This window comes from Rugamonas rubra (genome assembly GCF_900114705.1).
In the GTDB taxonomy this organism is placed as follows: Bacteria; Pseudomonadota; Gammaproteobacteria; order Burkholderiales; family Burkholderiaceae_D; genus Rugamonas; species Rugamonas rubra.
Window position 1 is genome coordinate 235,548 of record NZ_FOTW01000005.1, and the last position, 23,237, is coordinate 258,784.

The window sequence follows — 23,237 nt, forward strand, 5'->3', positions numbered from 1 at the left end:
CGGCATTCATGGCGGACAGCCGCGCGAATCGCCCGGCGCCACGGTCGGATCGCATTTGCTGGCCATGCCGGCCAGGGTCACCACCAGCGCCACGCTCGGCACCTCGCCGGCCAATTGGCTGCTCGGCTCCAGCTGCAGCCGGGTCAGCCGCTGGGCGAAGGTGGTGTCGACCCAGCCCAGTTCGGTGTAGTAGATCTCCGAGCTGCCCTGCGGGGTCAGGGTGGGCACCAGGGTGTCCGCCTGCGGCAGCGCGTCGGCGCCACGGAACACCGACTTGTAGCCGGCCGCGCCCTGCGGATCGTTGGGCGCCGGCGTGTCGGGCGTCGACCAGACGCCGCTGACCTGGCTGCACGGCGTGCCCGGCACCGGGAAGCACAGGTCGATCTGCCAGTCCATCTGGCCGTTGACGAGATTCGGTGACAGCACGATGCGGCTGCGCGCGTTGTGTGCCACCGCCTCGCGCCGGGCGCGGGCGAAGCCGTCGACATAGAACTCGCTGGCCGAGCGGGCCTTGCTGGCCAGCACCCACTTGCTCATGTTCGGCACGCCCAACGCCAGCATGAAGGCGAACACCACCAGGGCGATCATCAGCTCGACCATGGTGAAGCCGCCCTGCCCGGCGCCGGCCTCGGCCCAGCCGCCGGCGCGCTCTAGTTGGAACATGATCCACCCTTGTGGTCGACCCAGCAACTGGTGCTGGTGCCCCAGCCGGCCGGGCTGGCGGTGGTGGCGTGGCCGCCGTTCTGGTCGATGGTGTAGGCAAAGCCGGCCATGCGGCCGATGCCGGTGCCGGTCACCGTGTAGGCCGAGGCCGAGGCGCCGGACAAGGCGTAGGTGAAGTTGGCGGTGTTGGCCGGGAAGGTGACGGCGCCGTCGAAGCCGACGTAGCTGCGCGAGTTGGACCAGAACTGCTCGGCCGCCGGCTGCGCCGCGCCGAGCGCGGTGAACACCTCGCTGAGGCGGCCGCGCGTCACATAGTCGCTGTAGGCCGGCAGCGCCACCGCCATCAGCACGCCGACGATGGCCACCGAGATCATCACCTCGATCAGCGTAAAGCCTTGTTGCAGGCGTTTCATGGCGCTTCCTCCTGTGACGGCGGCGCTGGGGGCGGGATGCCGCCGTGTTGCTCGCTGTCATGATAGTAGCCCCCCAAGCTTGCATTTCCCTGAGGAAATCCTGACGCAACGCTGACAGCCGCGCGGCGCGCCGTTTCAACCTTGCCGCGCGGCGGCGGGCGGCAACGGCGCATCAGCTTGGATTCCGGCAAAAACACCGGCCTGGTCCCCGCGTCACTCCGCGCCGCCGGCGCGGTAGTGACTTTCATATCGCCACCATGTTGTTTAATGTCAATTAATTGCTGCGTAACCAACTTATTTATTGACCCCGCGTTAAGCTCCCGCGATACTGCTTGCCCCAGACGCAACGATCCACAAGATCGGGGCGGTGCCCGCGCGCGCCCGGCGTCTTCGCGACATGACTTCACCGGAGAACAACACATGAATTTGGCCAACCTGAAAATCACCATGCGGCTCGGTCTGCTGGGAGGCTTCTTCTGCCTCGCCCTGCTGCTGGTCGGCCTCAACGGCTGGCACGCGCTGAGCCAGGCCAACGGCCGCAGCGAGACGGGCATGCAACAGGCCGCCACGCTGACCGACGCCATCGACACGGCGCGCAGCGCCCAGGTCGAGTTCAAGGACCAGATCCAGGCGTGGAAGAACATCCTGGTGCGCGGCGGCAAGGCCGACGAGTACGAGAAGTATCTGAAGGAGTTCAAGCGGGCGGCCGACAAGACCCACGCCGAGCTGCTGCGCGTCAACGCGCTGCTGGCCAAGCTGAGCCTGGCCACGCCGCTGGTCGACGACGCCATCAAGATGCACGAGCAGCTGGCCGGCGTGTTCCTGCCCGCGCTGCGGCTGTACGACGCCGCCGATCCGGCCAGCGTGCAACTGGTCGACGCCGAGGTGCGCGGCAAGGACCGCCCCACCGCCGCCAAGATCGACGAGACGGTGCTGTATATGGAAGAGCAGACCCGGCTGTTGATGGCCGCGCTGTCGGCGCAGAACCGGGCGGCGCACACCTCGGCCACGCTGCAGCTGCTGGTCGAGCTGCTGTTGACCGTGCTGCTGGGCGGCGCCATCGTGCTGTGGCTGGCGCGCGGCATCATCGGCCCGCTCAACGAGGCGGTGGCGATCGCCCAGGTGGTCGCCGACGGCGACCTGAGCAAGGACATCGCGGTCAATCGCAAGGACGAGATCGGCACCCTGCTGGCCGCCCTCAAGCATATGCACGACAGTTTGGCCGGCATCGTCGGCCAGGTGCGCGGCGGCACCGACGCGATCGCCCTGGCCTCGGCCGAGATCGCCCAGGGCAACCAGGACCTGTCGGCCCGCACCGAGGCCCAGGCCAGCGCGCTCGAGGAGACCGCCTCGTCGATGGAGCAGCTCACCGCCGCCGTGCGCCAGACCAGCGAGAACGCCAGCCAGGCCAGCGTGCTGGCCGGCGGCGCCTCGGCCGTGGCGCTGCGCGGCGGCGCCGACGTGGCCGAGGTGATCGCCACGATGGACTCGATCAACGAGGCGTCGAAGAAGATCGTCGACATCATCGCCGTGATCGACGGCATCGCCTTCCAAACCAACATCCTGGCGCTGAACGCCGCCGTCGAGGCGGCCCGCGCCGGCGAACAGGGACGCGGCTTCGCCGTCGTCGCCAGCGAGGTGCGCAACCTGGCGCAGCGCTCGGCGGCGGCGGCCAAGGAGATCAAGGAGCTGATCTCGCATTCGGTCGAGCGGGTCGAGGCCGGCGGCAAACTGGTGGCGCGCGCCGGCGCGACGATGGACGAGGTGGTCAGCAGCGTGCAGCGGGTCACCGGCATCATCGGCGAGATCGCCGTCGCCAGCGGCGAGCAGAACGCCGGCATCTCCCAGGTCAACCAGGCCATCGCCGAGATGGACAACGCCACCCAGCAGAACGCCGCCCTGGTCGAACAGGCGGCGGCCGCCGCCGCCTCGATGCAGCAACAGGCCGCCGTGCTGCACGATGCGGTCAGCGTGTTCAAGATCGACGCCAACCACGCCGCGCCGGCCGTGGCCGCGCCGCGTGGCCACACGCAAGCCGCCGCAACGCGCCCGGCAAGCCGGCTGGCGGCGCCACGCCGCGCGCCGGCGAGCAGCGCCGGCGACGATTGGGAAACCTTCTAAATCGTTTCGCCTGGTTTGGCCACACTCGGCCACGCTGAACCTCGCCGAACCTCGCCGAACCTCGCTGGGCCATGCCGAGCCTGCGCCGCCGCGTCGGCGGCTCAGGCCGGGAAGCGCACCGAGAACAAGGCGCCCCGGCCGCCGTGGCCGCTGTCGATGGCGATGCTGGCGCCGTGCGCCTGCGCGATGTCGCGCACGATGGCCAAGCCCAGGCCGCTGCCGCTGCTCTTCCCGTCTAGCCGCAGGAAGCGGCTGAACACCAGCTCGCGCTGGTCGGGCGCGATGCCGGGGCCGGAATCCTCCACCAACAGCACGCCGCCGGCGCCGTCCGGGCGGCAGCCCACCGTCACCGTGCCGTGCGGCGGCGTGTAGCGGATGGCGTTGTCGATCAGGTTGTCGACCAGGTCGCGCAACAAAAACCGGTCGCCGCGCACCTGCGTCGGCAGCAGTTCGAAGCCCAGGTCGATGTGTTTCAACGCGGCCTGGTCGACGAAATGCTGGATCGCCTCCTCCACCAGAGACTCCAACGCCAGCGGCTCGAGCCGCGTCTTGGCGAAGCGGCTCGGCTCGGCGCGCGCCAGCGCCAGCAGCTGGTTGGTCTGGCGTATCATGCGCTCGGTCGACGACAGCATCAGGCGGATCGACTGGGCCGTGTCCGGCTCGTCGTGGCGCTGCGCCAGCCACTCCAACTGGGTGCGCAAACCGGCCAGCGGCGTGCGCAGCTGGTGCGCCACGTTGGCCAGGAAGTCGTGCTGCGCCTGGGCGCCGGCGCCGACCTTGTCGAGCAGGCCGTTGAGGGCGGCCACCACCGGTTCCAACTCGTGCGGCACTGCGGCCTGGGTTATCGGCGCCAGGTCGTCGCCGCCGCGCGCGTTCAAGTCGGCGCCCATGCGTTTCAGCGGCAGCAGGCCGTTGGTGACGGAGAACCAAACCAGGCCGACCGAGGACAGCGTCAGCAAGGCCTCCAACAACACCAGCGCGCGCACGATGGCCTGGCGCACCTGCAGCCGCTTGCGCAGCGTCTTGGCCACGCCGATGCCGGCGCCGGCGCCGTCGCGCTCCACGCGCAGCACCAGCAGGCGCACCGGCTCGCCGCGCATCATGCCGTCGTAGGCCAGCGCGGCGCGCGCCGGCGCGCCGGCGCGGGTGCTGCCGGCGCTGGCACCGGACGTGGCGCCGGCCGGCGCGCTGGCAGGTGCGGCGGCTGGTGCTGTGGTGGTAGTGACGGCGGCGGGCGTGGCGCTGGCTGGTGCGCTGGCTGGTGCGCTGGCGGCGAATGGCGGGAAGTCGGCGTCGCCGGCGATCACGCCGCCGTTGCCGTCGCGCACGACGAAGTAGACGGCGTCGGCGGCGTCGTTGCGCAGCACCTGCTCGGCCTGGCGCGGCAAGTCGATCTGCCAACCGGCGCCCTGCCGGCCCAGCCGCGCCGCCAACGCGCCGGCGGCGTCGGCCAGGCTTTCGTCGAAGGCCAGCTGGGCCGGCATCCAGGCCAACAGATAGGTCAGCGCGCCGCCGGCCAGGTTGATCAGCAGGATGGGGCCGATCAGGCGTTTGAGCAGGCGCAGCCGGATGCTAGGCATGGTCGGCGTTTTGTTCGAGCATGTAGCCGAAGCCGCGTATGGTGCGGATGCTGACGCCGGCGTCGGCGATCTTCAGGCGCACCCGCGAGATGTAGACTTCGACGGCGTTGAGCGTCAGGTCGTCGCCCCAGGGCAGGATGGCGTCGATGATCTGCTGCTTGGAGACCACCCGCGCGGCGTGTTGCAGCAGGTACTCCAGCACCGCCCACTCGCGCGCCGACAGCTCGATGACGCGCTCGCCTACCCTGGCCCGTTTGGCCGAGGTGTCCAGCGTCAAGGCGCCCAGCGCCAGCACGCTCGGCTTGGGGCCGTGGCGGCGTGCCAGCGCGCGTATCCGTGCCACCAGCTCGGCCGTGGCGAAGGGTTTGACCAGGTAGTCGTCGGCGCCCAGCTCGAGGCCGCGCACGCGGTCCTCGATGGCGTCGCGCGCCGTCAGCAGCAGGATCGGGATGGCGCTGGCGCGCGCGCGCAGGCGACGCACCACTTCGAAGCCGTCGATGCCGGGCAGGCCGATGTCGAGCACCAGCACCTCGGCGGCGGCGCCGCGCTGCAACAGGGCGTCGGCCTGGCTGCCGTTGCCGACCACCTCGACCAGCATGCCGTGGCCGCCCAGCACGCGGGCCAGGCCGTCGGCCAGCACGGCGTCGTCCTCCACCACCAGTACGTGCATGCTCGCCTCCATTGCTAACAGGCCGGGCCACGTCAGGCCGGGCCACGTCAGGCCGGGCCGCGACAGGCCGGGCCGCGTCAGCCCGGGCCGCGTAAGGCCACGGCGGCCCCGCAACGCTCCATTATGCGGCAGATCGCGCCGCGTCCACCAGCCGCGCGCCCGGGTCAAGTATTGCACCGTAGAAAATCCAAGGCAAGCGAAAACGGGCGGTGCGGAGTGGCGATCATCATGCAAGTAGGACTAGGCTTACAAAACACCCTGTTGAGAGCCTACATGAGTGCGACTACTCGTCTTATGTTCGCCAGCGACATAGATCGTTAAAGTGACAACAACACGACACGCTAAGTGAGGCGAGAACAGAAGCCCACCCGAACCCAGCGTCCGGTCCGCGTCGTCACCCCGTATTTAAAGTCTGTGAGGAATAAAATGAACAATACTCAACTGAGCGCCAAAACCAAGCAGTCGCTGTCGAAGACCATGCCTGTTGGTTCCCGCGAATACAAAGTTGCGTCCCGGCCGATTGTCAGCTACAGCGGCGCCCAGCAGAACGAACTGCTGGCGGCCCTGCCGCGCGAAGCGCTGGAGTCCTTGTTCGAACACCTGGAACTGGTCGCCCTGCCCTTCGGCAAGGAGCTGTTCGAGTTCGGCGACAAGCTGGAAAACGTCTACTTCCCGACCACCGCCATCGTCTCGCTGCTGTACGTGATGGAGGACGGCGCCACCACCGAAATCGCCGTGGTCGGCCACGAGGGTGTGGTCGGCGTGTCGCTGTTCGCCGGCGAGCGCGCCATGTGCAGCGCCGTGGTGCAGAGCGCCGGCTACGGCTACCGCCTGAAGGCCCAGCACCTGCGCGACGCCTTCAACCAGGGCGGCGCCCTGCCCCAGCTGCTGATGCGCTACAACACGGCGCTGTTCGCCCAGATGGCGCAGAACGCCGTCGGCGGCCGCCACAGCTCGATCGAACAAAAACTGTGCCGCTGGCTGCTCGACCGCCTCGACCGCTCGCCGTCGAACGAACTGAAGGTGACGCAGGAGATGATCTCCATCATGCTCGGCGTGCGCCGCGAAAGCATCACCGCCGCCGCCGGCAAGCTGCAGGACGACGGCCTGATCACCTACCGTCGCGGCAACATCACGGTGTTGGACCGCCAAGGTCTGGAGCTGTCTGCGGGAGAGTGCTACAAAGTGGCGAAGACGGAATATGACCGTCTGTTAGTGGATGTGGCACGCTGCTAAGGTCTCGGCGCGGTCCGTCCACCACGGTGACCAGCGGGCCGCGCAAGGGAATATGCACCTCGATGCAGGTGCCGGTTTCATTGCGGCCACGGCGTATCGTCATGGTGCCGCCCAGCAGCAAGGCGCGCTCGCGCATGCCCAGCAGGCCGTGCGACATCGGCTTGACGATGGTGTTGGAGGCGATGCCGACGCCGTCGTCGATCACCCGCAGCACCAGCCCCTCGGCGCTGCGGCTCAGGCTGACGGTAACCTTGCTGGCCTTGGCATATTTGCGGATGTTGGTCAGCGATTCCTGGACGATGCGGAACAGCGCGATCGACAGGTCGCCCGAGCGGCCAGCCTCGTTCTCGACGTCGGCGGCGATGTCGGTATCGCAGCGCACCTCGGCCAGCCGGCTGAATTCGTCGCAATAGCTTTCGATGGCGGCGCACAGGCCCAGGTTGTCGAGCAGGCTGGGGCGTAGGTTCTCGACGATGCGCCGCTTCATCTCCACCGTTTCGACCAGGGTGGCGCGGGCGCGCTTGAGTTGCACCGCCAGCTCGGGCTCGATCTTTTGCAGGCGCTGGGTGACGGCGGCGATGTCCATGCTGATCGAGGTCAAATTGGCACCCATCTCGTCGTGCAGTTCGCGCGACAGGCGCACCTTCTCCTCCTCGCTGATGCTGATCAAATGGCGCGACAGCACGGATAACTGCTCGGTGCGCTGCGCCACCGTCGACTCCAGGTTCTCGTTGGCGCTTTGCAGCGCGTGCTCGACCGCCGCGCGGTTCTGGAAACTGCGCCGCACCAACTGGTAGAACATGATCAACACCATGATGGCGATGGCGTTGATGCCCATGCCCAACATCACGGCTTTTTGATACTCGTAATAGAAGGCGGCGCTGCGCGCGGCCAGCGTCTCGTTCTGCTCCTGCACCATGATGACCACCAGCAGGCGGATCTCGTCCATGCTGGAGCGGCCGTCGCTGAGCGTGGCGATCTTGACGATCTCGCTCAGGCCGCCCTCGCGGTAGACGTCCAGCGCCTGTCCCATGATCGACAGCTTGCGCCGCACCAGGCTGTGCAGCTGGGCCAGGTTCTTCAGTTGCGACGGGCTGTCGGCCAACAGGCGTTCGAGTTCCTTGAACTCGGCCTCGGTAGCGGCGACGGCCGTCTTGGTCGGCCCCAGATAGGAATCCTTGCCGGAGATGAAGTAGCCGCGCATGCTGCTTTCGGCGTCCAGCACCAGCACGTTCAAGTATTGCAGGCGGTCGGCCACGCGCGAGCTCTGGCTCAGCAGGAAGTTGGCGCCCTTCAAGGATTTCAGATTGTGAAACAAACTGAAGCCGTTGACGATCAAGATCAAGGCGCAGGTGATGCACAAGACGGTCTTGTACAGGGGGAGACGGTGTTGGGGCGCCTGTTCGACGGTGAAATACATCCGGAATACATCCTTGGCTAGATTGGGCGGCCCGCTGAGAGAGGCCGCGCCGGCCAATTATAGACCGTAAGACAAACTGCTGCGCCGCAGCAGCGCTACCGTGCGCGCCCTCGCGGGCGCTTTGTTGCACGGTTTGGCGTCAGTCGAGCAGGTTGTTCTTCATGGCGTAATAGGTCAGGTCGCTGTTCGATTGCAGGCCCATCTTCTCCATCACGCGGGTGCGGTAGGTGCTGACCGTCTTGATGCTCAGCGACAGGGCCACGCCGATGTCGGACACGGTGGCGCCGCGCGCCAGGCGCAGGAAGACCTGGAACTCGCGGTCCGACAGCTCGGTGTGCAGCGCCGTGTTGGGGTCGCGGTCGAAGCTTTGCGCCAGCAACTCGCCCACCGTCGAGCTGACGTAGCGGCGGCCCTGGTAGATGGTGCGCACGGCGGTGATCAACTCGTCGGCCTCGCACTCCTTGTTCAGGTAGCCGTTGGCGCCCATCTTGAATAGGTTCAAGGCGTACTGCTGGGCCGGATAGCCGGACAGGATCAGCACCGGCAGGTCCGGCTGGCCCTGGCGGATGGTGCGCAAGGTGTCGATGCCGCTCTGGTCGGGCATGGCGATGTCGAGCAGCAACACGTCGCAGATCTCGCGACGGGCGATGTCGAGCGCCTCCCGCCCCGTGCCGGCCTCGGCCACCACGTCGAAGTCGCCCTCGGCGGAGAAGATCTGTTTGAATCCGGCTCGGACTATCTGGTGGTCGTCACATATTGCAACGCGTATCATCGTTTTCCCTCGTATTTTCCTGGCATGGGAAAGCAGACCGGGACTTCACGCCGTCCTGCATCAGCGTATGCATTCTTGAATAACAAATTATCAACATTCGTATTATAACAGCGGATATTTCACAATCCACCCGCCCCGACGGACGAAAAAAAAGGCGCCCAGCGCGCCTTCCATGGGGCCCCGCCGCCGCTACTTGAGCAGGCTGAGTATCGCCAGCAGTTCGCTGCGGATCAGGTCGCGGTCGAGCGGCGGCAAGGCCGGCTCGGCCGGCCGCGCTGCGCCGTCCGCGCCAGCCGCACCATCATACTCCGCTTGCGCCGGATCGTACGCACGACTGTCGAGTTTATTCCGCGCCCCGCTGATGGTGAAACCCTGCTCGTACAGCAGCTCGCGGATGCGGCGGATCAGCAGCACCTCGTGGTGCTGGTAGTAGCGCCGGTTGCCGCGCCGCTTGACCGGCTTGAGCTGGGTGAACTCCTGCTCCCAGTAACGCAGCACATGCGGCTTCACGCCGCACAGCTCGCTCACCTCGCCGATCGTGAAATAGCGCTTGGCCGGTATCGGCGGCAGTACGACGAGTTCGGTTTTACCGATGCGATCATTCATCACGGCTCATGTCCCAGTCAGGCTCAGGCTGCGCGCGCCAGCGGATTGGTCTCTTCGACCATGCCCTTCAACTTCTGGCTGGCGTGGAAGGTCACCACGCGGCGCGCCGTGATGGGGATCTCCTCGCCGGTTTTGGGGTTGCGGCCGGGCCGCTGCGGCTTGTCGCGCAGCTGGAAGTTGCCGAAGCCGGACAGCTTGACCGCCTCGCCGCGCTCGAGCGCGTTGCGGATCTCGTCGAAGAAGGTCTCGACCATGTCCTTCGCCTCGCGCTTGTTCAAGCCGACCTGTTCGAACAACAGCTCGGCCAGCTCGGCCTTGGTGAGCGTCGGCAAATCTTTTTCCGCTTCCTGGCGTACCTTGGCCACCAACATGGCGCGATGCAAATCGGCGGCCAGGGCGGATTGGAGTACGGCGGAATCAACGTCGTTGTTATTAATTTTCCTGCCCTGCCTTCTCTAAGAACGAGCGAGTCCGGCCGCGCCGGACTCCCGTGTGTTGCCTAAGTTGCCCCCTGCAAACGCCGGGGCGGTGCTCAGGAGCGCAGTTTGGCGCCGTCGATCTGCTTGGTCGCGTCGGCCAAAGCGGCCATCACGAGGTCGACGACATCGTCCTGCAAGGTGTTTTGAGTATCTTGTAAGCTAAAGCGGAAAGCAAGTGATTTCTCGTCCGCCTCCAAGCCTTTGCCCCGATATTCATCAAACAAAACAATGGCTTGCACAATCTTACCTTGGGGAATCGATTGCACTGCGGCATGGAACGCGTCCAGCAAGACCTGCGCCGGCACGCTCTGCTTGAGCACCACCGCCATGTCGCGGGTGGCGCCGGGGAACTTGGAGATCTCCTCGTATTTTGGCACGATTCGTTGCTGCGTGGCAATGGCATCGACCTCGAACACGACCGGCGCCAGCGGCAGGTCGTATTTCTGCTGCCAGCGCGGGTGCAGCTCGCCGATGAAGCCGATGGCCTTGCCGTCGAGCTCGACACTGGCCGAGCGGCCCGGGTGCAGCGCCGGGTGCGCGGTCTTGACGAAGCGCAGCTGGCGCGGCGCGAACAGCGCCTCCAGGTCGGCCTTCAGGTCGAAGAAGTCGACGTTGCGCGCGGCCTGGCCCCATTGCTCGTCGGCCACGCCGCCGTAGGCCATCGCGGCGACGCGCTTGGGCTGGTGGTAGCCGGCCACGCTCAGCGGGCCGTCCGGCACGCCGGCGTCGCGCTGGTAGATGGCGCCGATCTCGAACACGCGGACGCGGTTGGTCTTGCGGTTCAGGTTGTAGCGCACATTGGCCAGCAGGCTGCCGACCAGGCTCGAGCGCATCACGCCCATCTGGCTGGCGATCGGGTTCTGCAGCTTGATCGGGCTGGCGTTGTCGGCGAAGTCCTGTTCCCAGGCCGCCTCGACGAAGCTCATGTTGACCACTTCCTGGAAGCCCAGGTCGGCCAGCTGGTGGCGCACGGCGAACAGCGAACGGGTGTCTTCCGGCGCGATGATCATGCTGTTGGCGGCCACCGGGGCCACCGTCGGGATGTTCTCGAAACCGTAGACGCGGGCCACTTCCTCGATCAGGTCTTCCTCGATCTCGATGTCGAAGCGGTAGCTCGGCGCGGTCACCGAGAACACGCCGTCCTCCAGCGTGAACGGCAGCGCCAGGCGGGTGAAGATGTCGGCGATGACGGCGTCGCTCAGCACCACGCCGATGACCTTTTGGGCGCGCGCGGTGCGCAGCTTGACCGGCGTGCGCTGCGGCAGGTTGACGACGTGGTCGTCGACCGGGCCGACCTGGGTCTGCGGCGTGCCGCAGATCTCGATGATCAGCGCGGTGATGCGCTCGATGTGCTCGACCGTGGTGGCGTAGTCGACGCCGCGCTCGAAGCGGTGCGCCGCGTCGGTCGAGAAGTTGAAGCGGCGAGCGCGGCCCTGGATGGCGCTGGGCCACCAGAACGCCGCTTCCAGGTAGATACTGTCGGTATCGAGCGAGACGGCGGTGGCGTCGCCACCCATGATGCCGGCCAGCGACTCGATTTCCTTGTCGTCGGAGATCACGCCGACCCAGTCGTCGACGGCGACGGTGTTGCCGTTGAGCAGCTTCAGCGATTCGCCGGCCTTGCCCCAGCGCACGTTCAGGCCGCCGTGGATCTTCGCCAGGTCGAACACGTGGCTGGGACGGCCCAGCTCGAGCATGACGTAGTTGGAGATGTCGACCAGGGCCGACAGCGGACGCTGGCCGCTGCGCTCGAGGCGCTGCTTCATCCAGTCCGGCGTGGCCGCGCGGGCGTTCAGGTTGCGGATGACGCGGCCGGAGAAGCGGCCGCACAGGTCGGGCGCCGACACCTTGACCGGCAGCACCTCGGCGCTGTTGACGGCCACGCTGCGGTACTGCGGCTGCTGCAGCGGGGTGCCGGTCAATGCCGACACTTCGCGCGCCACGCCCAGCACGGACAGGCAGTCGGCCTTGTTGGGCGTCAGCTTGATGGTGAATTTAAGGTCGTTGAGGGCGTAGTAGTCGCGGAAGTTCTGGCCGACGGGGGCGTCGTCCGGCAGTTCCAGCAGGCCGGCGTTCTCTTCCGACAGCTTGAGCTCGCGCGCCGAGCACAACATGCCCTGCGACTCGACGCCGCGCAGCTGGCCGACCTTGATCTCGAACGGCTTGCCGTCGGCGCCGGGCGGCAGGATGGCGCCGGCCATGGCGCAGACCACCTTCAGGCCCGGGCGCACGTTGGGCGCGCCGCAGACGATGTTGAGCAGGGTGCCGGTGCCGACGTCGACCTGGCAGACGTTCAGGCGGTCGGCGTTGGGATGCTTGTTCATCTCGCGCACCAGGCCGACGACGACGTTGGAAAATGGCGGCGCGACCGCTTCGACCTCTTCGACCTCGAGGCCGGACATCGTCAGCAGGTGGGCCAGCTCGTCCGAAGTCATCTTCGGATCGACCATGGTACGGAGCCAGTTTTCGGAAAATTGCATAATCAAGCCTTCAAAGATTGTCCAAGGCGGGAGCGCGTGGCGCTCGACCGCGATTGTAGAAACGGGGTAAACCGTTTTTTAGTTGAACTGCTTCAGGAAGCGCAGGTCGCCCTCGTAGAACAGGCGCAGGTCGCTGATGCCGTAGCGCAGCATGGTCAGCCGCTCGAGGCCGGAGCCGAAGGCGAAACCGATGAAGCGCTCGGGGTCGAGGCCGAAGTTGCGCACCACGTTAGGGTGCACCTGGCCGGAGCCGGACACTTCCAGCCAGCGGCCCTTGAGCGGACCGGAGCCGAAGGCGATGTCGATCTCGGCCGACGGTTCGGTGAACGGGAAGTAGGACGGGCGGAAGCGCACCTGCAGGTCGTCGGTCTCGAAGAAGGCCTTGACGAAGTTCAGGTAGACGCCCTTCAGGTCGGCGAAGCTGATGTCCTCGGCGATCCACAGGCCCTCGACCTGGTGGAACATCGGCGAGTGGGTGGCGTCGCTGTCGACGCGGTAGGTGCGGCCGGGCGCGATCACCTTGATCGGCGGCGTGTGGCTGCGCGCGTAGCGCACCTGCATCGGACTGGTGTGGGTGCGCAGCAGCAGCGGCTTGCCTTCGCTGTCGTTGCCCTCGATGTAGAAGGTGTCCTGCATCGAACGGGCCGGATGGTTTTCCGGGCTGTTGAGCGCCGTGAAATTGGTCCAGTCGTTCTCGATTTCGGGGCCGTCGGCCACGTCGAAACCGATCGAGCGGAAGATCTCCTCGACCCGCTCCCAGGTGCGCATCACCGGGTGCAGCCCGCCGCCGGCGCGGCCGCGGCCTGGCAGCGAGACGTCGATCGCCTCGGCGTTCAAACGGGTTTGCATCTGGGCGTCGGCCAGCGCGTCGCGCCGGGCCGTCAACGCCGCTTCGATCTGCCCTTTGGCGGCATTGATCAGGGCGCCCTGCGCCTTGCGCTGTTCCGGGTCGAGCTTGCCCAGACCCTTCATCAATTCGGTGATCTGGCCGGTCTTGCCCAGGTATTTGGCTTTGGCGTTTTCCAGTGCGGCGGCGTCATCTTGCGCGGCCATGAAGTCCTGCACTGCGGAGGCGACGAGTTGTTCCAGGGAGTCCATGCGTTTTTGTTTTCCTCAATCAAAAACGGGGCACAGGTATACACCTCTGCCCCGTTCTTTTAGTCACCACCCGAAGGCGGCGCTGACAAAATCAATGCTTACGCAGCGATTTTTGCTTTCACAGCGTTGACAATCGCAGCGAACGCTGGCTTGTCCATCACTGCCATATCGGCCAGGACTTTACGGTCCAGTTCGATCGAAGCTTTTTTCAGACCGTTCATGAACACGCTGTACGTCACGCCATGCTCACGGGAAGCGGCGTTGATACGAGCGATCCACAGGCGGCGGAAGACGCGCTTCTTGTTACGACGGTCGCGGTAAGCGTATTGGCCAGCACGCATGACTGCTTGCTTGGCAACACGGTATACCTTGCTGCGACGACCGCGGTAACCCTTGGCCATGTTTAAGATTTTTTTATGACGGGCACGAGCTGTAACCCCACGTTTTACTCTAGGCATAGTAACTCCTTAAATTGAGTGTGAGATTAAGCGGTTGGCATCATGCGCATGACGGATTTCACGTCAGCCGCATCAACGTTCGTGATACCGCGCAGGTGGCGCTTCGACTTGGTGGTCTTCTTGGTCAGAATGTGGCGCTTGAAAGCGTGACCACTCTTAACAGTACCACCCGGACGCACGCGAAAACGTTTTTTCGCGGAGCTTTTGGTTTTCATTTTAGGCATAGCAATCTGTCCTTTTACGGACAGCTCCATTTATAACAGGATTGCAGGTGGCAACACGACGTCGCGCTTAGATGCCTGCTTTCACATGTTTTGCAGCGGATGCGAGTCCGCTACAGTGCAACAGCCGGCCATTATAGACCAACTGCCGCAATTCTGCACTGGAAAAGCGGCGGGCGCCAAGATCGGCGCCCAGCCCGACAGTTCACAGCTGGTACGGCTTACTTTTTCTTCTTGGGCGACAGGACCATGATCATCTGACGGCCTTCCATCTTCGGGAACTGCTCGACCTGGCCGTACGGCTCCAGGTCGGCCTTCAGACGTTCCAGCATGCGGAAACCAATATCCTGGTGCGCCATCTCACGGCCGCGGAAACGCAGCGTGATTTTGGTTTTGTCGCCTTCATCGAGGAACTTGATGAGGTTACGCAGCTTGATATTGTAGTCGCCGTCATCGGTGCCCGGACGGAATTTGACTTCCTTCACGGCGATGATCTTCTGCTTCAATTTCGCTTCGTGAGCCTTCTTCTGCTCCGAATACTTGAATTTGCCGTAGTCCATCAAACGGCAGACCGGTGGTTGCGCGGTAGGCGCGATTTCCACCAGGTCGACGTTTGCCTCTTCCGCCAGGCGGAAGGCTTCGGCCAAAGTCACGATACCGAGAGCCTCGTTATCGACCCCACTTAAACGCATTTCAGGGGCAGTGATTTCGCCATTGATGCGATGCGACTTGTCAGTAGCTATGGTGTTTCCTTTAAAAATCTGATTGATCGGCCATGCTGCGAGTCACCTCGTCAGGCTTTGTTTGCGACGTCTTGTTGGAGTCGTTCCACCAGGGCCTCGATGGACATTACGCCCAGATCGACATTGCCCCGTGCCCGCACGGCCACGGTGTTGGCATCCCGTTCTTTGTCGCCCACCACCAAAATGTAGGGCAGTTTTTGTACGGAATGTTCGCGTATTTTATACGTTATCTTCTCGTTGCGCAAATCGGTCTGCACGCGGAACCCGCATTGGCGCAGCTTTTGCGCCACTTTCTGCACATATTCCGCCTGCGCGTCGGAGATGTTCAACACCGAGATCTGGATCGGCGCCAACCACATCGGCAAGGCGCCGGCGTGGTTCTCGATCAGGATGCCGATGAAGCGCTCGAGCGAGCCGACGATGGCGCGGTGCAGCATGACCGGCACCTTGCGGCTGTTGTCGATCGCCACATACTCGGCGCCCAGCCGGCCCGGCATCGAGAAGTCGACCTGCATCGTGCCGACCTGCCATGGGCGGCCCAGCGAATCCTTCAGGTGGTACTCGATCTTGGGGCCGTAGAAGGCGCCCTCGCCCGGCAGCTCGGTCCAGCTGACGCCGCAGGCGCGCAGCGCCGAGCGCAGCGATTCCTCGGCCATGTCCCACACCTCGTCGGAGCCGATGCGGTTGTCCGGGCGCAGCGCCAGCTTGACGTCGATGTTCTCGAAGCCGAAATCGTCGTACACCTCCATCGCCTGGGCGTGGAAGGCGGTCACCTCGGACTCGACCTGCTCTTCGGTGCAGAAGATGTGGCCGTCGTCCTGGGTGAAGCCGCGCACGCGCATGATGCCGTGCAGCGCGCCGGACGGCTCGTTGCGGTGGCACTGGCCGAATTCGCCGAAGCGCAGCGGCAGGTCGCGGTAGCTCTTCATGCCGGAGTTGTAGATCTGCACGTGGCCCGGACAGTTCATCGGCTTCAGCGCGTAGGAGCGGTTCTCCGACTCGGTGGAGAACATGTTCTCGCGGTAGTTCTCCCAGTGGCCGGTCTTCTCCCACAGCGTGCGGTCGAGGATCTGCGGCGCCTTCACCTCCTGGTAGCCGTTGACCTGGTATTTATTGCGCATGTATTGCTCGACGGCTTGCCAGATGGCCCAGCCCTTCGGATGCCAGAACACCAGGCCCGGCGCCTCGTCCTGGAAGTGGAAGAAGTCGAGTTGCTTGCCCAGCTTGCGGTGGTCGCGCTTTTCCGCCTCTTCCAGCACGTGCAGGTATTGCTCCTGGTCTTCCTTCTTGGCCCAGGCGGTGCCGTAGACGCGTTGCAGCATCTCGTTCTTGTTGTCGCCGCGCCAGTAGGCGCCGGCCAGCTTCATCAGCTTGAACACTTTCAATTTACCGGTCGAGGGCACGTGGGGGCCACGGCACAGGTCGGTGAAGTTGCCCTCGCTGTACAGCGAGACGTCCTGGTCGGCCGGGATCGATTCGATGATCTCGGCCTTGTAGGCTTCGCCGATCGATTTGAAGTAGGCCACGGCCTCGTCGCGCGGCAGCACCTTGCGGGTGACCTGTTCGTCCTTCTTGGCCAGCTCGGTCATTTTCTTTTCGATCAGCACCAGGTCGTCCGGCGTGAACGGGCGCTTGTACGAGAAGTCGTAGTAGAAGCCGTTTTCGATCACCGGGCCGATGGTCACCTGCGCCTCGGGGAACAATTCCTTGACGGCGTGGGCCAACAAGTGGGCGGTCGAGTGACGGATCACTTCCAGACCGTCGGCGTCCTTGTCGGTGATGATGGCCAGATCGGAATCTTTTTCGATCAGGAAGGAGGTATCCACCAGCTTGCCGTCGACCTTGCCGGCCAAGGCGGCCTTGGCCAGGCCGGTGCCGATGCTGGCCGCCACTTGCGCAACGGTGACGGGGCCGTCGAATTCACGGGCGGAACCATCTGGAAGGCGGACTGAAAGCATAGTGATCTCCATAGTGGCGCGGACGCCGGGTAATTGGTACAAAAAAATTTACAACGAAAATGCGGACGAAAAAAAACGCGGGCTAGCCGCGTTTTCTCACTTTTTGACAAGCAAAGGAAATCCGATCGACTAGCGTCACTCCCAAATCTTGGTAGTAGTTCGCGGTGTCATAACCGGTTTTGCCTTTCTCGCTCTTACATATATTCTGGTGGGCGGTGAGGAATTCGAATCCCCGACCCCTTGGATGTCGACCAAGTATTCTAACCAGCTGAACTAACCGCCCCGTGCGGCGAAATGTACCGCGCCTGCCTTGTTTCTACAAATTTTCTACTGCGCTGCAACTACTGTATTTCATGTTCTGGTGGGCGGTGAGGAATTCGAATCCCCGACCCCTTGGATGTCGACCAAGTATTCTAACCAGCTGAACTAACCGCCCGAAGCCCAAGATTATAGAGAGCCGAGCGGACAATTACAAGGGCTTTCATAGGAAACATTGATGAAAAGCATTGCGCGTGCAAAACACCGCAACAAACCCTGCGCCGGGGGGAGGTGCCTGGAGCGCTAGGACCACCCAGATGCGCAAAGCCAGGGTCAGACCCTCAGGGTCTGACCCTAGATTTTCGCCGCTGGTTTTTGCCCAACTTAACGGCATTGACGCGCCCGGGGCGGCGCCATCCCTTACACTAGACGCAACGCCACTCGACGCCAGCCACCATGTCCGCCAAATCCACCACGCCCTCCTCCACCCATCTGCACGCCCACCTGGACGGCGACGCCAAGCACGCCCACTACGTCGAGCGGCGCAGCCAGAAGGTGCTGGGCTGGGCGCTGCTGCTGACGCTCGGCTTCGCCGTGGTCGAGGTGGCGGCCGGCTTCCTGTCGAACTCGCTGGCGTTGATCTCCGACGCCGGCCACATGGTGACCGACGCCGCCGCGCTCGGCCTGGCCCTGCTGGCGCAGTTGATCGCCAAGCGGCCGCCGTCGGCGCGCCACTCCTTCGGTTTCGGCCGCGCCGAGGCGCTGGCCGCCTTCGTCAACGGCATGGCGATGCTGGCGGTGGTGGCCTGGATCGTGGTCGAGGCGGTGCAGCGCTTCAGCCATCCGCCCACGGTGCAAGGCGGCACGGTGTTCGTGGTGGCGGCGATCGGCCTAGCGATCAATGTGGCGGTGGCCTGGGTGCTGTCGCACGACAAGGACAGCATGAACACCCGCGCCGCGCTGGTGCACGTGATGGGCGACCTGCTCGGCTCCGTGGCGGCGCTGCTGGCCGGCGGCGTGATCTATATGACGGGGTGGATGCAGATCGACCCGCTGTTGTCGCTGTTCGTCTCGCTGCTGATCTTGAAATCGACGGTCGGCGTGCTGCGCGAGTCCTACCACTTCCTGATGGAGGGCGTGCCGCAGCAGATCGATTATTTGCAGGTGGGCGCCGACCTGGAACAGGTGGCCGGGGTGTTGTCGGTGCACGATCTGCACGTGTGGGATATGTCGCCGGGCCAGCCGGCCTTGATCGGCCATATCGAGATCGCCGAGTTGCAGCAATGGCCGCAGGTGCTGGCCGCCGTCAAGGCGATGCTGCTGGCGCACCACGGCATCGACCATGTGACCCTGCAGGCGGAAGTGGCGGGCATGCAGCATCGGCCGCACGCCCACCATTGAGATATTTCACACGCAGCGGCGCTAGGCGCGCCGCGCCTCCATCACGCCGCTCACCTCGGTGATCGCCATCAGCGCTTTTTGCAGCTGCGCCGTGGCGCCGATCTCCGCCGTGAAGGTCATGCGCGCCTGCCCCTTGGCGCTCTGCGTGTTGACGCCGATGACGTTGATCTTCTCGCGCGAGAAAATCTCCGAAATGTCGCGCAGCAGGCCCTGGCGGTCGCCCGCCAGGATGAAGATGTCGACCGGGTAGACCGTGTCCGTCTGCGCGCGGCCCCACTCGGTGACGATGACCCGCTCCGGCGCCTTGCTGCGCATCTCGGCGAAGTTCTTGCAGGTCGTGCGGTGGATCGACACGCCCTTGCCGCGCGTGACAAAGCCGACGATGGCGTCCGGCGGCGCCGGCTTGCAGCACTTGGCCAGCGCCGTCATCAGGCCGTCGGTGCCGACCACCAGCACACCGGACTTGGCGCCCTGCTCGACACTGGAGGCGCGGCTCTTGCCGAGGACGACGGCGTCCTCCGGCTCGGCCACCTCGCCAGTGTCGTGCAGCGCCTGTTCGACGTGGCGCAGGCTGAACTCGTCCTTGCCGACCGAGAGGAACAAATCGTCGACCTTGGCGAAGCCCAGCTTGTGTGCCAGCGACTCCAGGTTGACGGCGGTCTTGCCCTCGCGCTGCAGCGACTTCTCCACCAGCGCGCGGCCGTTCGACAGTGTCTCCTGCATGTCGATGGCGTGGAACCAGGCGCGGATCTTCGAGCGGGTGCGGGTGCTGACCGTGTAGTCGTTGCCCAGCCAGTCGCGCGACGGGCCGGCGGTGCCGGGCGCGCCCTTGGCGGTGATGATCTCGCAGGTCTGGCCGTTCTTCAGCGGCGTGTTGAGCGGCACCATGATGCCGTCGACGCGGGCGCCACGGCAGCGGTGGCCGACGTCGCTGTGCAAATGGTAGGCGAAGTCGACCGCCGTGGCGCCGACCGGCAGTTCGAGCACGCGGGCCTGCGGCGTGAGCACGAAGATGCGGTCGTCCAACGTGGCCGACTTGAGCTTCTCGACCCACTCGCGCTGGATGTCCTCCTGGCCGACGACGGCATCGGCGACGTCGGACTTCCAGGCCAGCAGCTGGCGCAGCCAGGCGATCTTCTCGTCATACTTTTGGCCGGAGAAGTTGGAGCCGCCCTCCTCCTTGTAGCGCCAGTGCGCCGCCACGCCGTACTCGGCGAAGCTGTGCATTTCCTGGGTGCGGATCTGCACCTCCAGCGGGCGGCCGTCCTCCGCCGTCACCACCGTGTGCAGCGACTGGTAGCCGTTCGGCTTCGGCCGCGAGATGTAGTCGTCGAACTCTTTCGGGATCGGCGTCCAGATGTTGTGCACCACGCCGAGCACCGTGTAGCAGGTCTTGACGTCGGCGACGATGACGCGGAAGGCGCGCACGTCGTACAGGTCGGTGAAGTCGAGCTCCTTGCCGCGCATCTTGCTCCAGATACTGTAGATGTGCTTGGGGCGGCCGAACACCTCGGCCTGGATGCCGGCCGCCGCCATCTCGGTTTGCAGGCGCAGGATGGCCGAGGTGACGAAGCCCTCGCGCATCATGCGCTTCTCCTCCAACATCTTGGCGATGCGCTTGTAGGCGTCCGGCTCGATGAAGCGGAACGACAAGTCCTCCAGCTCCCACTTGAGCTGCCAGATGCCCAGGCGGTTGGCCAGCGGCGCGTACAGGTCCAGCGTCTCGCGGCCGTAGGCGCGGGTGACGTCGTCGAAGCGTTTGATGTCGGCGAAGTAGCGCAGGGTGGTGATGCAGGAGGCCAGGCGCACCAGCACCACGCGCATGTCCGAGGCCATCGCCAGCAGCATCTTGCGCAGCGTTTCGACCTGGGCCACGGCCAGCTGGGCGGCGTTGCGGCCACGGCCGCCGCCGCCCTGTTGGCCGACGGTCAGCTCGCGCAGGCGGATCAACTGGCGCACGCCGGTGGCCAGGTCGCACACCTCCTGGCCGAAGCGCGGCTCGATGGTCGGCACCTGGGTCGGGTCGAGCAGGGTCAGCTCGAACATCAGGCCGGCGATGCGGGTTTCGGCGTCGGAGCGCAGGAAGGCCAGCGTGCTGGCCACGCCGACAGAAAAGTCGAAGGCGCTCTGGCCGTGGCTGCTGGGGGTGGTGCCGTAGACCTCGCTGGCGTAGTCGAGCGCGGCGAGCACGCGCGCGCCGTCCTCGGGCGTGAGCCCCTGCACCAGCTGGTCCGACGTTGCACTGTTGAGCGCCGCGATGGAAACCATATCGCCCCTAGCGCTGCGCGGCGACGACGACGATCTCGACCAACACGGCCGGATCGGCCAGCTTGGCCTCGACGGTGGCGCGCGGCGGCGTGTGGCCGCTCGGCACCCAGACGTCCCACTCCTCGTTCATGCCGGCGAAGTGGGCCATGTCGGCGATGTAGATCTGGCAGCTGAGGATGCAGGTCTTGTCGCTGCCCGATTCGGCCAGCAGGCGGTCGACGTGGCCCAGCACCTCGCGGGTCTGGCCGGCGATGTCCTGCGTGGTGTCCTCGGCGATCTGGCCGGCCAGGTAGACCGTGCTGTTGTGGATGGCCACTTCGGACAGGCGCTTGCCTACATACAGTCGTTTGATTTCCATACTTTTTACTCTCAATCTTGGTTCTGAAACGTGAAGCGCATACGGTGCTGCGAAAAACGGGGGATGCCGGCAGATGCGCTCGCGCGGCTATCTATTCAACAGGAACTTGCGCACCACGGCGATCTGCTCGTCGTGGATGAAGGTGGGGGCGTGGCCGACGCCGGCGATCTCGACCAGCTCGGCGCGCGGGCCGCGCCGGGTCATGCCCAGCGCCGTGTCGCGCGACAGCAGGTCGGACTCGGCGCCGCGCACCAGCAGCGTCGGGCAGGTGACGGCGTCGTAGGCGCTCCACAGCGCCGCCTCGTCGGCCTGGGCCGACTCCGGCGTGGCCGAGCGGAACGGCTGGGCCAGGCCCATGTCGTAGTGGCGCACCCACATGCCGTCCTTGTCCTGGCGCAGCACGTCGGCCGCCAGCTTGTGCCACTCGGCCTCGCTGTGCGGGCCGAACGGTTGCGACACGTCGCGGATGAACTTGGCCGCCTCGTCGAAGGTGGGGAAGCGCAGGTCCTGGCCGATGTAGTCGCCGATGCGCTGCAGCGCCGTCGGGTCGAGCACCGGGCCGATGTCGTTGAGGATCAGCTTGCTGACCGGGCTGTCCGGCAGCGCCGCCATGCCCAGGCCGATCAGGCCGCCCATCGAGGTGCCGAACCAGTCGACCGTCTGGCGCTCGCCGTTGGCCAGCACGCGCGCCAGCAGGGTCACCATGTCGGCGACGTATTGCGGAATGCGGTAGAGCTGCGGGTTGCGCAAGCGACCGGAACGGCCACGGCCGACCACGTCGGGGCAGACCACGCGGTAGTCGGCGGCGAGGGCGCGCGCCATGCTGTCGAAGTCGTCGGCGACGCGGGTCACGCCGTGCACGCAGACCAGCACATTGGGATTGTCGGCGTCGCCCCATTCCTTGTACGCCATCTGGTGCAGACCGGCCATCGACAGACACTGAACCGACTTAATTTTTGCTTCGAGCATGCCACTTCCTTGTCAGATGCGGATTCGTCACCAAATGACCGCATGGGGATTTTTATGTAATGTTGGCCGGGGATGACATTTTACCGGTCGTTGCGCTTAAAATCTTACCGCAGTGTAGCGCAGCGGCGCCCATACCACCAACCCAACATCTTTCACCACAGGGGAAACCATGGCAAGCACTAACGCAGGCAAGCTTTTGAGCGGCAAAACGGCACTGGTCACCGGCTCCACCTCGGGCATCGGCCTGGGCATGGCGCGCGCGCTGGCCGGCAGCGGCGCCAACATCGTCTTCAACGGTTTCGGCGACGCCGGCGAGATCGAGCAGCTGCAGGCCGACGTGGCCAAGGAGTTCGGCGTGCAGACCGCCTACCACAACGCCGACATGTCCAAGCCGGCCGAGATCGAGGCGATGATCGCCTTCGCCGACGACAAGTTCGGCGGCGTCGACGTGCTGGTCAACAACGCCGGCATCCAATATGTCGCCAACATCGAGGATTTCCCCACCGAAAAATGGGATGCCATCATCGCCATCAACCTGACCTCGGCCTTCCATACGTCGCGCCTGGTGCTGCCGCGCATGCGGGCGAAGAACTGGGGCCGCATCATCAACCTGGCCTCGACCCACGGCCTGGTCGGCTCGGCGCAGAAGTCGGCCTATGTGGCGGCCAAGCACGGTCTGATCGGCCTGACCAAGGTCGGCGCGCTGGAGACGGCCACCACCGGCGTCACCGTCAACGCCATCTGCCCCGGCTTCGTGCTGACGCCGCTGGTGCAAAAACAGGTCGACGCGCGCGCCAGCAAGGACGGCATCAGCAACGACGCCGCCAAGCAGGCGCTGCTGGCCGACAAGCAACCGTCCGGCGAGTTCGTCACGCCCGAGGAGCTGGGCGCGCTGGCGGTGTTCCTGTGCAGCGACGCCGCCAAACAGGTGCGCGGCGTGGCCTGGAACATGGACGGCGGCTGGGTCGCCCAGTAGGCGCCGTCGGCTCTTAACCCACCCTAAGGCAGAGAGCCAGGGTCAGACCCTGAGGGTCTGACCCTAGGTTTTGCCTGTGGCTTGCACGG

Annotated in this window: 21 protein-coding genes and 2 tRNA genes; 4 read left to right on the plus strand and 19 right to left on the minus strand. The window is 65.2% G+C overall.

Annotation, left to right across the window (positions count from 1 at the left end):
- Positions 1–6: 6 nt before the first annotated feature.
- Positions 7–663 (minus strand): pilus assembly FimT family protein, encoded by a 657-nt coding sequence (locus BM252_RS03560; RefSeq protein WP_093383743.1) that lies wholly within the window; start codon positions 661–663, stop codon positions 7–9.
- Complete coding sequence (locus tag BM252_RS03565; protein ID WP_093383746.1) at positions 651–1,076, minus strand: type IV pilin protein; 426 nt, start codon at positions 1,074–1,076, stop codon at positions 651–653. Before BM252_RS03565 ends, BM252_RS03560 begins: the two co-directional genes overlap by 13 nt.
- 420 nt (positions 1,077–1,496) lie before the next feature.
- Here BM252_RS03565 and BM252_RS03570 point away from each other — a divergent pair, with 420 nt between their 5' ends.
- The gene (locus BM252_RS03570; protein ID WP_093383748.1) at positions 1,497–3,197 is read left to right on the plus strand and encodes a methyl-accepting chemotaxis protein; all 1,701 of its coding nucleotides are present in this window, start codon (positions 1,497–1,499) and stop codon (positions 3,195–3,197) included.
- Positions 3,198–3,298: 101 nt separating this feature from the next.
- Here BM252_RS03570 and BM252_RS03575 read toward each other — a convergent pair whose 3' ends face one another.
- The gene (locus BM252_RS03575; RefSeq protein ID WP_093383751.1) at positions 3,299–4,777 is read right to left on the minus strand and encodes a sensor histidine kinase; all 1,479 of its coding nucleotides are present in this window, start codon (positions 4,775–4,777) and stop codon (positions 3,299–3,301) included.
- Positions 4,770–5,447, minus strand: coding sequence for a response regulator transcription factor (locus tag BM252_RS03580; protein WP_093383754.1), 678 nt, complete (start codon positions 5,445–5,447; stop codon positions 4,770–4,772). The genes BM252_RS03575 and BM252_RS03580 overlap by 8 nt, the downstream gene beginning before the upstream one ends.
- 426 nt (positions 5,448–5,873) lie before the next feature.
- On the opposite strand from BM252_RS03580, the gene BM252_RS03585 reads away from it, so the two are divergent.
- A complete protein-coding gene (locus tag BM252_RS03585; RefSeq protein WP_093383756.1) occupies positions 5,874–6,683 on the plus strand; it encodes a Crp/Fnr family transcriptional regulator in 810 nt (269 codons plus the stop codon).
- On the opposite strand, the gene BM252_RS03590 is transcribed toward BM252_RS03585, so the two are convergent.
- The 12 genes from BM252_RS03590 to BM252_RS03645 all read right to left on the minus strand — a co-directional run bounded on the left by BM252_RS03590 (position 6,580) and on the right by BM252_RS03645 (position 17,354).
- On the minus strand, positions 6,580–8,103 hold the full coding sequence (locus BM252_RS03590) for a CHASE3 domain-containing protein (RefSeq protein ID WP_093383759.1): 1,524 nt from the start codon (positions 8,101–8,103) through the stop codon (positions 6,580–6,582). The two genes, BM252_RS03585 and BM252_RS03590, sit on opposite strands and share 104 nt — an antisense overlap.
- A 139-nt stretch (positions 8,104–8,242) precedes the next feature.
- Complete coding sequence (locus tag BM252_RS03595; RefSeq protein ID WP_093383762.1) at positions 8,243–8,875, minus strand: response regulator; 633 nt, start codon at positions 8,873–8,875, stop codon at positions 8,243–8,245.
- Positions 8,876–9,064: 189 nt separating this feature from the next.
- A complete protein-coding gene (locus tag BM252_RS03600; RefSeq protein WP_093383765.1) occupies positions 9,065–9,481 on the minus strand; it encodes a MerR family transcriptional regulator in 417 nt (138 codons plus the stop codon).
- Between the two features lie 23 nt (positions 9,482–9,504).
- The gene (locus BM252_RS03605) at positions 9,505–9,852 is read right to left on the minus strand and encodes an integration host factor subunit alpha (protein WP_017875098.1); all 348 of its coding nucleotides are present in this window, start codon (positions 9,850–9,852) and stop codon (positions 9,505–9,507) included.
- 161 nt (positions 9,853–10,013) lie between these two features.
- A complete protein-coding gene (gene pheT, locus BM252_RS03610; protein WP_093383767.1) occupies positions 10,014–12,440 on the minus strand; it encodes a phenylalanine--tRNA ligase subunit beta in 2,427 nt (808 codons plus the stop codon).
- A 78-nt stretch (positions 12,441–12,518) separates the two neighbouring features.
- Entirely contained in the window at positions 12,519–13,538 is a 1,020-nt protein-coding gene (gene pheS / locus BM252_RS03615; protein WP_093383770.1) for a phenylalanine--tRNA ligase subunit alpha, read from the minus strand.
- A 98-nt stretch (positions 13,539–13,636) separates the two neighbouring features.
- Positions 13,637–13,996, minus strand: a complete 360-nt coding sequence (gene rplT, locus BM252_RS03620) for a 50S ribosomal protein L20 (protein ID WP_093383772.1) — start codon at positions 13,994–13,996, stop codon at positions 13,637–13,639.
- A 26-nt stretch (positions 13,997–14,022) separates the two neighbouring features.
- On the minus strand, positions 14,023–14,220 hold the full coding sequence (gene rpmI / locus BM252_RS03625; RefSeq protein ID WP_093384226.1) for a 50S ribosomal protein L35: 198 nt from the start codon (positions 14,218–14,220) through the stop codon (positions 14,023–14,025).
- Positions 14,221–14,438: 218 nt separating this feature from the next.
- Positions 14,439–14,960: a translation initiation factor IF-3 gene (infC, locus tag BM252_RS03630; RefSeq protein WP_093383774.1), complete on the minus strand. Its 522-nt coding sequence runs from the start codon at positions 14,958–14,960 to the stop codon at positions 14,439–14,441.
- A gap of 50 nt (positions 14,961–15,010) precedes the next feature.
- Entirely contained in the window at positions 15,011–16,918 is a 1,908-nt protein-coding gene (gene thrS / locus BM252_RS03635) for a threonine--tRNA ligase (protein ID WP_093383777.1), read from the minus strand.
- A 206-nt stretch (positions 16,919–17,124) separates the two neighbouring features.
- Positions 17,125–17,201, minus strand: a tRNA-Val gene (locus tag BM252_RS03640).
- A 76-nt stretch (positions 17,202–17,277) separates the two neighbouring features.
- A tRNA-Val gene (locus tag BM252_RS03645) sits at positions 17,278–17,354 on the minus strand.
- Between the two features lie 278 nt (positions 17,355–17,632).
- Between BM252_RS03645 and BM252_RS03650 the strand changes: the two genes are divergently transcribed.
- The gene (locus tag BM252_RS03650; RefSeq protein ID WP_093383780.1) at positions 17,633–18,577 is read left to right on the plus strand and encodes a cation diffusion facilitator family transporter; all 945 of its coding nucleotides are present in this window, start codon (positions 17,633–17,635) and stop codon (positions 18,575–18,577) included.
- Positions 18,578–18,598: 21 nt separating this feature from the next.
- Here BM252_RS03650 and BM252_RS03655 read toward each other — a convergent pair whose 3' ends face one another.
- From BM252_RS03655 to BM252_RS03665, 3 genes are all read right to left on the minus strand, one after another.
- The gene (locus BM252_RS03655) at positions 18,599–20,845 is read right to left on the minus strand and encodes a RelA/SpoT family protein (RefSeq protein ID WP_093383783.1); all 2,247 of its coding nucleotides are present in this window, start codon (positions 20,843–20,845) and stop codon (positions 18,599–18,601) included.
- Between the two features lie 7 nt (positions 20,846–20,852).
- Complete coding sequence (locus tag BM252_RS03660; RefSeq protein ID WP_093383786.1) at positions 20,853–21,203, minus strand: RidA family protein; 351 nt, start codon at positions 21,201–21,203, stop codon at positions 20,853–20,855.
- An 87-nt stretch (positions 21,204–21,290) separates the two neighbouring features.
- Complete coding sequence (locus BM252_RS03665; RefSeq protein WP_093383789.1) at positions 21,291–22,172, minus strand: alpha/beta fold hydrolase; 882 nt, start codon at positions 22,170–22,172, stop codon at positions 21,291–21,293.
- 169 nt (positions 22,173–22,341) lie between these two features.
- Here BM252_RS03665 and BM252_RS03670 point away from each other — a divergent pair, with 169 nt between their 5' ends.
- Positions 22,342–23,148, plus strand: coding sequence for a 3-hydroxybutyrate dehydrogenase (locus tag BM252_RS03670; protein ID WP_093383792.1), 807 nt, complete (start codon positions 22,342–22,344; stop codon positions 23,146–23,148).
- Positions 23,149–23,237: the final 89 nt, after the last annotated feature.

Coding starts and splice junctions, on each gene's coding strand:
- BM252_RS03560 (WP_093383743.1), bottom strand. CDS start 663: ATGTTCCAACTAGAGCGCGCCGGCGGCTGGGCCGAGGCCGGCGCCGGG.
- BM252_RS03565 (WP_093383746.1), bottom strand. CDS start 1,076: ATGAAACGCCTGCAACAAGGCTTTACGCTGATCGAGGTGATGATCTCG.
- BM252_RS03570 (WP_093383748.1), top strand. CDS start 1,497: ATGAATTTGGCCAACCTGAAAATCACCATGCGGCTCGGTCTGCTGGGA.
- BM252_RS03575 (WP_093383751.1), bottom strand. CDS start 4,777: ATGCCTAGCATCCGGCTGCGCCTGCTCAAACGCCTGATCGGCCCCATC.
- BM252_RS03580 (WP_093383754.1), bottom strand. CDS start 5,447: ATGCACGTACTGGTGGTGGAGGACGACGCCGTGCTGGCCGACGGCCTG.
- BM252_RS03585 (WP_093383756.1), top strand. CDS start 5,874: ATGAACAATACTCAACTGAGCGCCAAAACCAAGCAGTCGCTGTCGAAG.
- BM252_RS03590 (WP_093383759.1), bottom strand. CDS start 8,103: ATGTATTTCACCGTCGAACAGGCGCCCCAACACCGTCTCCCCCTGTAC.
- BM252_RS03595 (WP_093383762.1), bottom strand. CDS start 8,875: ATGATACGCGTTGCAATATGTGACGACCACCAGATAGTCCGAGCCGGA.
- BM252_RS03600 (WP_093383765.1), bottom strand. CDS start 9,481: ATGAATGATCGCATCGGTAAAACCGAACTCGTCGTACTGCCGCCGATA.
- BM252_RS03605 (WP_017875098.1), bottom strand. CDS start 9,852: ATGTTGGTGGCCAAGGTACGCCAGGAAGCGGAAAAAGATTTGCCGACG.
- pheT (WP_093383767.1), bottom strand. CDS start 12,440: ATGCAATTTTCCGAAAACTGGCTCCGTACCATGGTCGATCCGAAGATG.
- pheS (WP_093383770.1), bottom strand. CDS start 13,538: ATGGACTCCCTGGAACAACTCGTCGCCTCCGCAGTGCAGGACTTCATG.
- rplT (WP_093383772.1), bottom strand. CDS start 13,996: ATGCCTAGAGTAAAACGTGGGGTTACAGCTCGTGCCCGTCATAAAAAA.
- rpmI (WP_093384226.1), bottom strand. CDS start 14,220: ATGCCTAAAATGAAAACCAAAAGCTCCGCGAAAAAACGTTTTCGCGTG.
- thrS (WP_093383777.1), bottom strand. CDS start 16,918: ATGCTTTCAGTCCGCCTTCCAGATGGTTCCGCCCGTGAATTCGACGGC.
- BM252_RS03650 (WP_093383780.1), top strand. CDS start 17,633: ATGTCCGCCAAATCCACCACGCCCTCCTCCACCCATCTGCACGCCCAC.
- BM252_RS03655 (WP_093383783.1), bottom strand. CDS start 20,845: ATGGTTTCCATCGCGGCGCTCAACAGTGCAACGTCGGACCAGCTGGTG.
- BM252_RS03660 (WP_093383786.1), bottom strand. CDS start 21,203: ATGGAAATCAAACGACTGTATGTAGGCAAGCGCCTGTCCGAAGTGGCC.
- BM252_RS03665 (WP_093383789.1), bottom strand. CDS start 22,172: ATGCTCGAAGCAAAAATTAAGTCGGTTCAGTGTCTGTCGATGGCCGGT.
- BM252_RS03670 (WP_093383792.1), top strand. CDS start 22,342: ATGGCAAGCACTAACGCAGGCAAGCTTTTGAGCGGCAAAACGGCACTG.